At 74.6% G+C, this 12617-nt stretch carries 12 protein-coding genes; 4 read left to right on the forward strand and 8 right to left on the reverse strand.

What is annotated here, in order from left to right:
- The first annotated feature begins 75 nt into the window (after positions 1-75).
- Positions 76-474, forward strand: coding sequence for an STAS domain-containing protein (locus DQ238_RS02915; RefSeq protein ID WP_113779798.1), 399 nt, complete (start codon positions 76-78; stop codon positions 472-474).
- Between the two features lie 213 nt (positions 475-687).
- Here DQ238_RS02915 and DQ238_RS02920 read toward each other — a convergent pair whose 3' ends face one another.
- Entirely contained in the window at positions 688-1707 is a 1020-nt protein-coding gene (locus DQ238_RS02920) for a DNA topoisomerase IB (protein ID WP_233495660.1), read from the reverse strand.
- A gap of 58 nt (positions 1708-1765) precedes the next feature.
- Positions 1766-3622, reverse strand: a complete 1857-nt coding sequence (locus DQ238_RS02925; protein WP_113779800.1) for a SpoIIE family protein phosphatase — start codon at positions 3620-3622, stop codon at positions 1766-1768.
- 215 nt (positions 3623-3837) lie between these two features.
- Here DQ238_RS02925 and DQ238_RS02930 point away from each other — a divergent pair, with 215 nt between their 5' ends.
- Together DQ238_RS02930 and DQ238_RS02935 are read left to right on the forward strand one after the other, a co-directional pair.
- Positions 3838-4335, forward strand: coding sequence for an ATP-binding protein (locus DQ238_RS02930; protein WP_113779801.1), 498 nt, complete (start codon positions 3838-3840; stop codon positions 4333-4335).
- A complete protein-coding gene (locus DQ238_RS02935) occupies positions 4332-5288 on the forward strand; it encodes an RNA polymerase sigma factor SigF (RefSeq protein ID WP_113779802.1) in 957 nt (318 codons plus the stop codon). The genes DQ238_RS02930 and DQ238_RS02935 overlap by 4 nt, the downstream gene beginning before the upstream one ends.
- A 201-nt stretch (positions 5289-5489) precedes the next feature.
- Here the strand turns inward: DQ238_RS02935 and DQ238_RS02940 are convergent, their stop codons facing one another.
- Positions 5490-6695: an SPFH domain-containing protein gene (locus tag DQ238_RS02940; RefSeq protein ID WP_113779803.1), complete on the reverse strand. Its 1206-nt coding sequence runs from the start codon at positions 6693-6695 to the stop codon at positions 5490-5492.
- A gap of 92 nt (positions 6696-6787) precedes the next feature.
- Positions 6788-7231 carry an NfeD family protein gene (locus DQ238_RS02945; protein ID WP_113779804.1) on the reverse strand — a complete coding sequence of 148 codons (444 nt, stop codon included), beginning with the start codon at positions 7229-7231 and terminating at the stop codon, positions 6788-6790.
- A gap of 97 nt (positions 7232-7328) precedes the next feature.
- Here DQ238_RS02945 and DQ238_RS02950 point away from each other — a divergent pair, with 97 nt between their 5' ends.
- On the forward strand, positions 7329-8066 hold the full coding sequence (locus DQ238_RS02950; RefSeq protein WP_113779805.1) for a hypothetical protein: 738 nt from the start codon (positions 7329-7331) through the stop codon (positions 8064-8066).
- Positions 8067-8146: 80 nt separating this feature from the next.
- Here the strand turns inward: DQ238_RS02950 and DQ238_RS02955 are convergent, their stop codons facing one another.
- The 4 genes from DQ238_RS02955 to DQ238_RS02970 all read right to left on the reverse strand — a co-directional run bounded on the left by DQ238_RS02955 (position 8147) and on the right by DQ238_RS02970 (position 12575).
- On the reverse strand, positions 8147-9283 hold the full coding sequence (locus tag DQ238_RS02955; protein ID WP_113779806.1) for a ferrochelatase: 1137 nt from the start codon (positions 9281-9283) through the stop codon (positions 8147-8149).
- Positions 9284-9372: 89 nt separating this feature from the next.
- Positions 9373-10143, reverse strand: coding sequence for an enoyl-ACP reductase FabI (gene fabI, locus DQ238_RS02960; protein WP_113779807.1), 771 nt, complete (start codon positions 10141-10143; stop codon positions 9373-9375).
- A gap of 58 nt (positions 10144-10201) precedes the next feature.
- Complete coding sequence (fabG, locus tag DQ238_RS02965; RefSeq protein WP_113779808.1) at positions 10202-10915, reverse strand: 3-oxoacyl-ACP reductase FabG; 714 nt, start codon at positions 10913-10915, stop codon at positions 10202-10204.
- 97 nt (positions 10916-11012) lie between these two features.
- On the reverse strand, positions 11013-12575 hold the full coding sequence (locus DQ238_RS02970; protein WP_113779809.1) for an AMP-binding protein: 1563 nt from the start codon (positions 12573-12575) through the stop codon (positions 11013-11015).
- Between the last annotated feature and the right edge of the window lie 42 nt (positions 12576-12617).

Genomic DNA, 12617 nt, shown 5'->3' on the forward strand with positions numbered 1-12617 from the left:
GCCGGGTGTCCGCACAGCGGTAGATTCACCGAGCGGTCGTGCCGCCGGGCACTGCCGTTGAGAGGAGCTCAGCCCGTGACCACATCCGACCTGCCTGCCGGGGGGCAGTACGACGTGTCGACCGAGGGCACGGAGGCACCCTTCGACGACGTGATCACGCTCTCGACCTCCACCGGTGAGGACGGCGTGGTCACGGTGACGGTCGTCGGTGAAGTGGACACGTTCACCGCCCCGGTGCTCCGGTCGTCGCTCGACGCCCAGCTCGAGCAGCGGCCCACGGGCCTGGTCATCGACCTCTCGGGGGTCCAGTTCCTCGGTTCGGCCGGGCTGGCCGTCCTGGTGGAGACGCAGAAGTCGGCCCGCTCCCGCGACGTCGACCTCCGGCTGGTGGCCACCACCCGTGCGGTCACCCGCCCGCTGGAGGTCACCGGTCTGATCGACCTGTTCACCATCGTGGACGGCAGCGCCCGCTGAAGAAGGACCCCCTGCCCCCACCGTGTGAGGACCCCGTCCTCCTCATCCCTCGCAGGCTCGGTGGAAGGACCCCGTCCCCTCACGCCTCGCAAGCTCGGCGCGAGCCTCCGGACGGGGCCGGGACGGGGCCGGCAGCGGACCCCTGCAGGTGGCCACAGCACCGACGACGAGGCCCCGCTCCGGCGGGGCCTCGTCGCGTCCGTGCCGGGCCCCCTAGCCGAGGAGCCGGCAGACGGCGGCCTCCAACGTGCGCTGCGCGTCGCGGTCCCCCTCGGCTCCCCGCGCCTCGGCCAGTGCGTCGGCGATGGTCTCCCCGTGCTCGAAGCGGTCCACCACCCGTGGGTCGACGTAGCTGGCCTTGCAGACGGCCGGGGTGTTGCCGAGCTGCTCGGACACCGTCTTGTAGGCGGCGTTGACCGTCCGCTTGCGCGCCGTGCGGCTCGTCGGCCGCGCGGCCGCGGCGAGCTCGGCGGCCATCTGCACCGTGGCGCTCCAGGTGCGGAAGTCCTTGGCGGTGATCTCCGCGCCGCTGATCTCCTTGAGGTAGGCGTTGACCTCCGCGCTGGTGACGTCGTGCCACACCCGCCCGTTGCCGGCCGGGTCGTCCACCCAGTAGCCGAGCAGGTCCTCGCCGGTGTCCTCGGGCCGCTGGAGCAGCTCCCGGACGACGTCCGCCGTCGGCTTGTCGGTCAGCTCGAGCTCCCGCTCGATGCTGCCCTTGGCGGTGTAGGAGAAGAACACCCGCTCGCCGCGCACCCGGACGTGGTCGCGGCGCAGCGTGGCCAGGCCGTAGGTGCCGTTGTCCTCGGCGTACTGCTCGCTGCCGACGCGGAAGGCGCCGAGGTCCAGCAGCCGGACGGCGGTGGCCAGGACCCGCTCACGGGTCAGCCCCCGGCCGCGGATCGCCTCGACGACGGCGTCGCGCACGTCGGGCAGCTGGCGGGCGATCTCCAGCACCCGCTCGTGCTTCTCGGCGTCGCGCTTGGCCCGCCACGCGTCGTGGTAGCGGTACTGCCGGCGTCCGGCGACGTCGACACCGGTCGCCTGGATGTGGCCGTTGGGCCACGGGCAGATCCAGACGTCCTTCCACGCCGGCGGGATGGCCAGCGCGCGGAGGCGGTCGAGCCGCTCGTCCCTGATCAGCGAACCGTCGGTGTCGTAGTAGGCGAACCCGCGACCGGCGCGCCGGCGTCGCCACCCGGGGCCGTGCACGTCACTGCGGCGGAGTCTCACGCCATCAAGATGCGCACGACCGGACGGGTCCAAACCGTCGACCCGGCGGCCTCCCCCCTCAGCGCAGCTCGACCAGCCCCGCCAGCCCGCTGATCTCCAGGATGTGCCGGGTCACTCCACCCTCGGGCGCGTGCACCAGGAGCACCCAGCCCTCGTCGCCGGCGATCCGGGCCACGGCGAGGACGACGCGCACCGCCGCACTGCTGAACAGGGTCACCGCGGTGAGGTCCAGCTCGACCCGGCCGGTGCCGCCGTGGCTGGCCTCCAGCAGCCGGATGCGCATCTGCTCGGCGCCCGCCGGGTCCACCGCGCCGGCGACCCGCACCACCGGCCGCTCGCCGGTCCGGTCGACGGCGACCTCGGCCGCGCTGGCGCCCGCGGAGCGCTCCTCGTCCTCGTCGGGGCCGCGGCGCAGCCGCATGCTCAGGGTGACGGTGGTGCCCTGCTCCCCCTGGAGCACCACGCCGTCCACCAGCTGCCGCATGATCATCAGGCCGCGGCCCCGGTCGCCGGGGTCGCGGTCCGGCGGCCGCCACCGGCCCTCGTCGCGCACGGTCACGGTGAGCACCCCGTCCACGTCGACCGTGGCGGTCACGGACACCCGGCCGGGCTCGAGACCGCGGTAGGCGTGCTCGACGGCGTTGGCGGCGGCCTCCCCCGCCGCCACCATCACCCCGACGCGGTCCTGCTCGCCCATGCCCAGGGCGGTCAGCCAGGCCCCGAGCCGGCGGCGCACCGCCGGCAGCGAGGCGGGGACGGCGGACAGGTCCAGGTGCAGCGGCTCGGTGCCCTCGGCGCACCGGTGCGCGACGAGGACGGCGAGGTCGTCGGCCTGCTCCCCGGGCGTCAGCAGGTGCGCGGCGATCGCCGCGGCCAGCCCCGACGACGTGCCGCCGCCGAGGGGGCCCGGGTCGGCCAGCACCGCACGGGCGGCGTCGGCCAGCCGAGCCAGCCCCTCCACCGGAGGTGCACCCGAGGCCGAGACCGCCCCGTCGGAGAACAGCACGAGGGTCGCACCCTGCTCCAGCTCGGCGGTGGCGGCCACCGTCGGTGCGCCGGGGAGGCTGCCCAGCGGCGGGCGCGGGGCCAGCGGGAGGAACGAGGAGCTGCCGTCGGGGTGCACGACGAGCGGGGCGGGGTGACCGGCCGCGGCGTAGGTCAGCCGGCCGGTGGCGGCCTCGAGGACCGCGTAGAAGACCGACGCGCCCTCGACGTCCTCCATCTGGCCGGCGAAGGCGTCGAGCGCGGCGACGACGGCGACCGGCGACGGGTCGCGCAGGGCGACCGACCGCATGGCACCCCGCAGCCGGCTCATCGCCCCGGCGGCGGGCACCCCGTGGCCGACGGCGTCGCCGACGACCAGCGCCAGCCGGCCGCGCCCCAGCGGGACGGCGTCGTACCAGTCGCCGCCGGCCGCCCGCACCGAGCTCGCCCGGTGGTAGCTGCCGGAGAGTCGCACGTCCGGCAGGAGCGGCAGGGCGGGCGGCAGCAGCGAGTGCTGCACCTGCTCGACGACGCGGGCCTGCGCCTCGGACCCCGTCCCCCGCTCGACACCGGCCCGCTCCGCCTCGAGGAGGAGCAGCACCCCGGGCCGCCCGGCCACCTGCAACGGCTGCAGCACCACCGTGGCCGTCGGCCCGTCGGAGCCCAGCACACCGCAGACGGTCTCCGGGCGTCCGGTGCGCGCGACGACGTCGGCCAGCTCGGTGAGGTGGCGGCCGTCGACCGACGGCAGGTCCCCGCGCGCCGTCCCGAGGGCGCGGGCGCGGGCGTTGACCCACACCGGCTCCAGGCCCGGGCCGGCCAGGCACCAGATGGCGGCGGGAGCGGCCTCCATGGCCGCGACCAGCGCGGCTCCGCCGGCGTCCTCCACGGGACCCGACCCCGGCGCCGGGCTGTGCTGGCTGGTGCTCATGTGCGGCCAGCAAACCCCACGGTCACACCCCCGGCAACCGCGCCGAGACCCCGGCGACCGGGGGGTTTGCCGGGTCCGCCCGCAGGGGTAGACGGCATCGTTGCGCAGGCACGCGGGTGCCGTACGAGGGGCACCGGCCCTCGGGCAGGATGGGTGCCGGCCGTGCGGCCGGGATCCCCGGCGCGCGCGACACGACGACGAGGAGCGGACGACCGATGGTGGACTCGAGGGGTGCCCAGGCCCAGGATCGGCGGCGCGCCGAACGACTGGAACTGCGGGTGCCCACCACGCCCACCCAGCTGCCCGCCGTGCGGGCCATGGTCGGTGACCTGGCGATGCGGATGGACTACGACCTGGACGCGGTCGAGGACCTCCGACTGGCCGTCGACGAGGCCTGTGCGACGCTGGCCGCGGTCGTCTCCGGTGACCGGCGGCTGACGGTGGTGTTCGAGACCAGCCGCGCCGGTCTGCACATCGACGCCTGGGTGCCGACGGCCGAGGGCACCGACGTCCCCCGGGACGGGTTCGGCTGGGCGGTGCTGCAGACCCTGGTCGACAGCGTCGACGCCCGGACCGCCACGCAGGCGACCGTCCCGGCCGGGGACGGCAGCACCGGCCCGGTCGCCGTCATCTCCATGGACAAGCACCTCCCGGGACAGCGCCCGGACCAGATGCTCGGTGGCACGGGCCAGAACGTGTCGGTCGCGCGGTGACCGGGGCGGCAGCCGCGGAACACCCGACCGTCGAGGAGGACACCCTGCGCGACGACGAGTCCCCGACCGGCCCCGGAGGGACGGAGGGAGAGGTCGCGCCCGAGGAGCAGCGCGTCGCGGTGCCCGACCCCCGCAGCGAGGCCGTACCGGCGCCGGACGACGGCGCCGAGTCTGAGACCATCCCCGTCTCGGACAACCGGCGTCGCGCCGAGCGCACCGCGCCGCTGTTCGCCGAGCTGGCCACGCTGGACAAGGATGACCCGCGCCGGGAGCGGCTGCGGGAGATCCTCGTCGAGGAGCACCTGCCCCTGGTGCGGCACTTCGCCCGCCGGTTCAGCAACCGCGGCGAGCCCTTCGACGACCTGCTCCAGGTGGGCACGCTCGGCCTGATCGCGGCGATCGACCGGTTCGACCCCACCCGCGGGGTGGAGTTCCTCTCCTTCGCGGTGCCGACCATCACCGGCGAGATCAAGCGGCACTTCCGCGACCAGGGCTGGTCGGTGCGGGTACCGCGGCGGCTGCAGGAGCTGCACCTGTCGCTCAACGCCGCGGTCGGCGAGCTGGCGCAGAAGAACGGCCGCGCGCCGACGCCGTCCGAGCTGGCCGAGCACCTGGGCATCCCGCGGTCGGAGGTCCTCGAGGGCCTGGCGGTGGCCAACGCCTACCGCAGCAGCTCGCTCGACGAGCGGCTCTCCGGCGAGGACGACTCCCCCACCCTGGCGGCCACCCTCGGCGAGGAGGACGCCGCGCTGGAGGGCGTGGAGTACCGCGAGTCCCTGCAGCCGCTGCTGGCCACCATCCCCGCCCGCGAGCGGCGCATCCTCATCCTGCGGTTCTTCGGCAACATGACGCAGTCGCAGATCGCGGCGGACATCGGCATCTCGCAGATGCACGTCTCGCGGCTGCTCAGCCAGACGCTGGCCAAGCTGCGCGAGGGCCTGCTCAAGGACTGAAAAGGACCCTCTCCTCCCCACCCCTCGCACGCTCGGGGCGGTGCCCGGGAGAGGGCCGCCTCTGCCCCCGCCGCTCACAGGCTCGCGGTGGGACCCTGCAGGATGGCCACCCCCGCCGTTGCAGTTGATCATGGGCTTGTTGCCGGTCGCAGCGGCGTGTCGCGCCGTGCCGCCGACAACAAGTCCATGATCGACTCGGTGTCAGGGCCGCGGCGGCTCGGTGCCGTCGTCCGCCGGCGTCGGGCGGGCGGCGACCTCCTCGGTCGCCGCGTGCGCCAGGGACGTCGTCGGCGGCATCTGCGGGGAGGGGACGGCGGGCTCGCTGTCGGCGAGGCTGGTCAGCTCGATCCTCGCCTCGGGCTGCTCGGCGGCCGGCGGCAGCTGCGACTCGAACCAGCCGCTGGTGTCCATCTCCGCGGTCGGCTCGGCGCCGTTCCCCGACGGGCCGACGTCCATCCAGGAGCGGCCGTCGCCGTCCGCACCCCCGAGCTTGGCCAGCCCCTCGAGGGCCCTGCTGAACTCGCTGGGGACGATCCACATCTTGTTGGCGTCGCCCTGGGCGATCTGCGGCAGCGTCTGCAGGTACTGGTAGGCCAGCAGCCCCTGGTCGGGCTTGCCGTCGTGGATGGCCCGGAACACCGTCTCGATCGACTTGGCCTGGCCCTGCGCCCGCAGGAACAGCGCCGCCCGCTCGCCCTCGGCCCGCAGGATCCGGCTCTGCCGCTCGGCCTCGGCCTCCAGGATCGCCGACTGCTTGTTGCCCTCCGCGGACAGGATCGCCGCGGCCTTCTGCCCCTCGGCGGTGGTGATCGCCGACTGCCGCTGGCCCTCGGCCTGCAGGATGATGGCGCGCTTGTCGCGGTCGGCGCGCATCTGCTTCTCCATCGAGTCCTGGATGGACGGCGGCGGGTCGATGGCCTTGATCTCCACCCGGGCCACCCGCAGCCCCCACGGGCCGGTGGTGCCGTCGAGGACCTCGCGCAGCTGGCTGTTGATCCCGTCGCGGCCGGTCAGCGCCCCTTCGAGGTTGAGCCCGCCGACCACGTTGCGCAGCGTCGTGGTGGTCAGCTGCTCCATGCCGGTGATGTAGTTCGCGATGCCGTACACCGCCAGGCGCGGGTCGGTCACCTGGAAGTAGACGACGGTGTCGATGCCGACCTGCAGGTTGTCGGCGGTGATCACCGGCTGCGGCGGGAACGAGATCACCTGCTCGCGCAGGTCGATGGTGGCCCGCACCCGGTCGATGAACGGCACGAGGACGGACAGGCCCGGCGACAGCGTGCGGCTGTAGCGGCCCAGCCGCTCGACGACCTTGGCCTGCGCCTGCGGCACGATCGTCACGCTCTTCGCGACGACGACCACCACCAGCAGGGCGATCACGATGAGGGCGATCAGTGCGGGCGTCACGGGAACGCCTCCCTTCTCCGGGGTCCGCCCTCGATACTCCCCCTCCCTGGGCGCCGCCCGGTGGGGGCGCGTCGCGGGATCACCCCGCGGGGTCAGTCCAGCTCGAGGGCGTCCCCGACGACGGCGGTGGCGCCGTCCACCTGCAGGATCCGCACGGTCGAGCCCACCGCGAACGTCTCGCCGCCGTACTGGCTGCGCGCGCTCCACTCGTCGGCGCCCAGGCGGATGCGCCCGCCGTGCCCGTCGACCGGCTGGGTCACCCTCGCCGTCCGGCCGATCAGCGCGGCGACGCCGTCGAGCTGCAGCGGGGTGCGCTGGGTGAGGTGGCGCCTGGCCACCGGGCGGACCAGCGCCAGCAGCACCGCGGAGACGACGATGAAGCCGACCAGCTGCAGGACGACCGGGCCGCCGAGCAGGGCGACGCCCAGGCCGCCCAGCGCGCCCCCGGCGAACATCAGCAGGACGAAGTCGCCGCTGGCCGTCTCCCCCGCGGCGAACAGGCCCGACGCGATGAGCCACAGCACCCAGGCGTCCACGACCCGATCCTCCCAGAACCGGCCGGGCGCTGATCGGTCGCGGCGTCCCCGGGACGGGGTGCGGACGCCGGGTGGCGTCCCGACATAACCTCGCCGGGTGCGCGACCTCCCCGCCGGCCGGTTCGCGGTCTGGGCGACCGCCTGGCTCACCGGCCGCACCTCCTACGACGACGCCCTCGACGCGCTGCTCGTCGACACCGCGCACCGGGTGGCCGGCCTGCCCGGCACCGACGAGGCCGTTCCGCTCGGCTGGGCCCTCTCCGCGCTGCGCAGCGCCGGCGAGCGCCGCGTCCGGCTGGTGCTGCCGGTGCCCGGCGACGTGCGCGGGCTGCCGCGGGCGCCCGGCCTGACCGAAGCGGCGCTGGAGGCCGAGCAGGCCGCCGTCGGCGAGACGCTGGCCCTGGTGCCCGAGGCGCTGGGGCCGGAGGCGGTGCAGTGGACCGCGTTCGACCTGACCGGCGCCCCGCCCGTGCCGCCGCCGGCCGAGGGCCCGCTGCGGGCGGTGTCGGGCGCCCTGGACCTCGCCGTCGCCGATGCGGCCCGCACGCTGGCCGAGCTCGACCTGGCGCGCTGGCACCCCGAGGTGCCGGCGCTGCTGGCCGGCCTGACCCAGGCGGCGCACGTGCCGGGGATGCCGCCTGGCACCGACCCGCTGGCGCTGTCGCTGCTGGCCCGGGCGCAGCGGCTGGCGAGGGTGCTCGACCTGGCGCTCTCCGACGCGCCCGGCGGTGCGGTGACCCACCGCCAGGCGGCCGCCCGCGACGACGCCCTGCGCCCGCTGGCCGAGGCCGTGCGCGAGGCGACCACCGCCGCCTACAACGCCGTCCCGCGATGACACCGTCCCGCGATGACACCGTCGTGATCATCGGTGGGTGGCTGCCCACTTCGGCGTGGCGGGCCGCCAGACGCCGATGATCACCGCCGAGGGGGCCGCGCCGTGAAACAGCAACTGGCCGGGCAGTTGGTGCCCAACCGGGGCGGCGTCCCGGCCCGCCGCTCCTCGAGCAGCTCGCGGACCATCGCCACGAACGCCGGGTGCGTCCCCGCGGTCGCCGCCCGGACGAAGGCCAGCCCGAGTTCCTCGGCCGTCTCCCTGGCCTCGGTGTCGAGGTCCCAGACCACCTCGACGTGGTCGCTGACGAACCCGATCGGGAAGACCACGACCGCCGCCTCCCCCGCGGCGGCCAGCGCGCGCAGGTGGTCGTTGACGTCCGGCTCCAGCCACGGCACGGACGGCGGCCCGCTGCGCGACTGCCACACCAGGTCGAACTCGCGGCCCGGCGCCACCGCGTCGACCACCAGCCGGGCCGAGCGCAGCAGCTCCTCCTGGTACGCCCCGCCCGATGGCCCGGCGACGGCGGCCATCGCGTCCGGGATGCTGTGCGCGGTGGCGACCAGCCGAGCGGTGTCGCGGACGTCCTCGGGCAGGGACGCCAGCGCGGCGGCGAGCGCGTCGGCGTTGGCCCGCACGAAGCCGGGGTGGTCGCCGTAGTGCGGCAGCTTCTCCGCCGTCGGCCCGCCGCCGGGCGCCACCCCGGTCAGCACCGAGCGGGCCCGGGCGACGTCCTCGTGGTACTGCCGGCAGCCCGACCAGGAGGCGAAGCCGGACGTCGGGAACACGTAGACGTGCTCGATGCCGTCGTCGGCCATCTGCGCCCAGACGTGCTCGACGTAGGGCGCCCAGTTGCGGTTGCCCCAGTAGACGGCCACGTCGGTGCCGGCGGCTGCCAGCTCCTTCTCGACCGCGGCGGTCAGCGCCCGGTTCTGCTCGTTGATCGGGCTGACCCCGCCGAGGTGCCGGTAGTGCTCGGCGACGTCGAGCAGCCGCTCCCGCGGGATGCCGCGGCCCCGGGTGACGTTCTCCAGGAAGGGCATGACGTCGTCCGGGCCCTCGGGGCCACCGAAGCCGAGGACCAGCAGCGCCTCCCGGCGTCCGGGCGGCGGCGGGTCGGCGGACGGCGGCGTCCCGCCGTTGTTGCGGACGGCCAGGGAGGGGTCCTCGTCGGGGCGCTGGTCCGCGGGGGTGATGTCGACGTCGGTCGTGAGCGGCACGCCTCCTCTTCTACCCCAGGACGGCGGCGGATGCGGTCGGGCGCCGGACGATGCGGGTCACACGCCGGCGGCCCTACACCCCGACGGCCCTACACCCCCACCGCGTGGAAGCCCCCGTCCACGTGCAGGATCTCCCCGGTGGTGGCCGGGAACCAGTCCGACAGCAGGGCGACGACGGCCTTGCCCGCCGGTTCGGTGTCGGTGACCGACCAGCCCAGCGGGGCGCGGGCCTCCCACGCCTCCTCGAACTGCGAGCTGCCCGGGATCGACCGCATCGCCATGCTGCGCAGCGGGCCGGCCGCGACCAGGTTCACCCGGATCCCCTCGGGGCCCAGCTCGCGAGCGAGGTAGCGGGAGGTGGACTCCAGCGCCGCCTTGGCCGCGCCCATCCAGCCGTAGACCGGCCACGCGACGCTGGCGTCGAAGGTGAGGCCGACGACCGAGGCCCGGTCGCCGAACAGCGGGCGGCAGGCCTGGGTGAGCGAGGCCATCGACCAGCTCGACACCTGGAACGCCGTCGCCGCGTGCTCCCAGGCGACCCCGGGGAAGCCGTCGCCCATCGCCTCCTGCGGGGCGAAGCCGATCGAGTGGACGACGCCGTCGAGGCCGTCGACGTGCTCGCGCAGCCGGTCGGCCAGCGTCGCCAGGTGCTCGGTGTCCGTGACGTCGAGCTCGACGACCGGAGCCTCGGCCGGCAGCCGCTTGGCGATCCGCTGGCACAGCGACAGGGCACGACCGAAGTTGGAAAGGACGACGGTGGCGCCCTGCTCCTGCGCGATCCGGGCGGTCGCGTAGGCGATGGACGCCTCGGTGAGGACGCCGGTGACCAGGACGTTCTTCCCCTCCAGGATGCCGCTCATCGGTACCCCACCCCGAGTCCCGGGATGACGGGGACAGCCCCCCAGCCGAAAGTGCCCATCAGTGCCCCATCCCCAGTCCGCCGTCGACCGGGACGACCGCCCCGGTGATGTAGCCGGCCGCGTCGCCGGCCAGGAAGCGCACGACGCCGGCGATCTCCTCCGCTGAGGCGTACCGGCCCAGCGGGACCTGGCCGAGGATCTCCTGCTGCCGCTCCTCCGGCAGCGCCGCGGTCATGTCCGTCTGCACGAAGCCGGGGGCCACCACGTTGGCCGTGATGCCCCGGCTGCCCAGCTCCCGGGCGATCGAGCGGGCCAGCCCGACCAGGCCGGCCTTGCTCGCGGCGTAGTTGGCCTGGCCGGCCGAGCCCGAGAGGCCCACCACCGAGGAGACGAACACCATCCGGCCCCACCGGTTGCGCACCATGCGCGTCGCCGACCGCTTGGCCACCCGGTAGGCGGCGGTGAGGTTGGCGTCGACGACGTCGGTGAAGTCGGCCTCCTTCATCCGCATGAGCAGACCGTCGCGGGTGATGCCGGCGTTGCTCACCAGCACCTCGACCGGGCCCTGGTGCTCCTCGATCCGGGTGAAGGCCGCGTCGACGGCGGCTGCGTCGGTGACGTCGCACTGCACGCCGAAGAGCCCGTCCGGGGCGCCGCTGCCGCGGTGGGTCACCGCCACCTGGTCGCCCTGATCGGCGAACGAGCGGGCGATGGCCAGCCCGATCCCCCGGTTCCCGCCGGTGACGAGCACCGATCTGCCACCTGACCCCACTGCGCCACTCCCCTGCGCCGACCACCTGTGTCGGCTGCCGAACCTAGCCGAGGGTCGCCGGTCACACCTGCTCGCGGGCGGAGCGGAAGGGCCGGTGTCAGGCGGGCGGTGCCTGGCCGACCCGCTGGCGGAGCTGGTCCTTGACCACCTTGCCCGACGCGTTGCGCGGCAGCGCATCGGTCAGGATGACGTCGGTGGGCAGCTTGTAGCGGGCCAGGAACCGTGCGGCCCAGGAGCGCAGCTCCTCGATGTCGAGGGAGGCCGCGGGATCGTGCAGGGCGACCACGGCCACCGGCGTCTCGCCCCACTTGGGATGGGGACGGCCCACCACGCTGACCTCCCGGATGGCGGGATGCCCCTCGAGGACGTTCTCCACCTCGGCGCAGTACACGTTCTCGCCGCCGGAGATGATCATGTCCTTGGCGCGGTCCACCACGTGGACGAAGCCCTCCTCGTCGACCCGCACCAGGTCACCGGAGTGGAACCAGCCGCCGGCGAACGCCTCGGCCGTGGCGTCCGGGTTGCGCCAGTAGCCCGCCATCAGGGTCGGACCCCGGTAGACGATCTCGCCCACCGTGCCCGGGGGCACGTCGTTCATCTCGCCGTCCACGACCCGAGCCGCGACCGTGGGCACCAGCCGGCCGACCGATCCCAGCTTGCGCAGCGCGTCCCTGCCCTCCAGTACGCAGGTCACCGGCGACATCTCCGTCTGCCCGAACACGGCCACGTTGAGCGCGCCGGGAAACACCTCGGCCATGCGGCGCAGCAAGGTGTCCGAGGCAGGGGCCGCGCCCCACGAGGTCACGTGCAGCGCGGAGAGGTCCCGGTCGGCCACGGACGGGTCGGTGCACAGCGCCTGCCACTGGGTGGGCACGAGGAAGACGCTCGTGATCCGCTCCCGCTCGAGGAGGCCGAGCACCTGCCCTGCGTCGAAGGCGCCACTCGGCAGCACGACGAGCGTTCCGCCGATGAGGATCAGCGGCACGATCGAGCCGATCGCCCCGATGTGGAACATCGGGGCGGCCACCAGGTTGACCTCGCCCTCGCCGGTCAGCTGGAAGGCCCGGATGATCGTCAGCGCCTGCCCCTGCAGGTTCTGGTGGGTGAGGACGGCGCCCTTCGGCCTCCCGGTCGTGCCGGAGGTGTACACGATCAGTGCGGGGGTGTCCTCCGGGACGTCGACCGGTGCCGCGGGCGGACCGCTCTCCGTCATCAGCGACTCGTACCGCTCGGTGCCGCTCCAGCCCGGGCCGTCGACCACCACGACCGGCAGCGGCTCGGACGCGAGCGTCACCGCGTCGCGGCCCACGGCAGCGGTGACGTCGTCCACGACGAGCAGTCGTGCTCCGGAGTTCTCCAGGATGTAGGCCGCCTCGGGCCCGGTGAGCCGGAAGTTGACCGGGACGGCGATGGCCCCCAGCCGGTTGGCGGCGAGCACGGTCTCCATGAACTCCGGCCGGTTCCCCGTCAGGACGGCCACCCGGTCACCGGCGGAGACGCCGCGGCGGCTCATCGCGTCGGCCAGCGCCCGCACGCGCTCGGCCAGCTGCGCCCACGTCGTCGTCCGGCCCTGGAACCGGAAGGCCGGACGGTCCGGTACGGCGAAGCCGTGCCGCTCGACGTGGTTGTTCCAGTGGTTGCGCCGCGCGGCGTACGGCATCGCCGTACGGTCGGCATTCCATTGCTGGGACACGAACGGACC

Origin of the sequence: Geodermatophilus sp. TF02-6 (assembly GCF_003319115.1) — a bacterium.
In the GTDB taxonomy this organism is placed as follows: Bacteria; Actinomycetota; Actinomycetes; order Mycobacteriales; family Geodermatophilaceae; genus Geodermatophilus.

Excerpts from the sequence above, each read along its gene's own strand:
- fabI (WP_113779807.1), bottom strand. The coding sequence starts at position 10,143 with ATGAGCGGCATCCTGGAGGGGAAGAACGTCCTGGTCACCGGCGTCCTC.
- DQ238_RS02930 (WP_113779801.1), top strand. The coding sequence starts at position 3,838 with ATGGTGGACTCGAGGGGTGCCCAGGCCCAGGATCGGCGGCGCGCCGAA.
- DQ238_RS02970 (WP_113779809.1), bottom strand. The coding sequence starts at position 12,575 with ATGCCGTACGCCGCGCGGCGCAACCACTGGAACAACCACGTCGAGCGG.
- DQ238_RS02925 (WP_113779800.1), bottom strand. The coding sequence starts at position 3,622 with ATGAGCACCAGCCAGCACAGCCCGGCGCCGGGGTCGGGTCCCGTGGAG.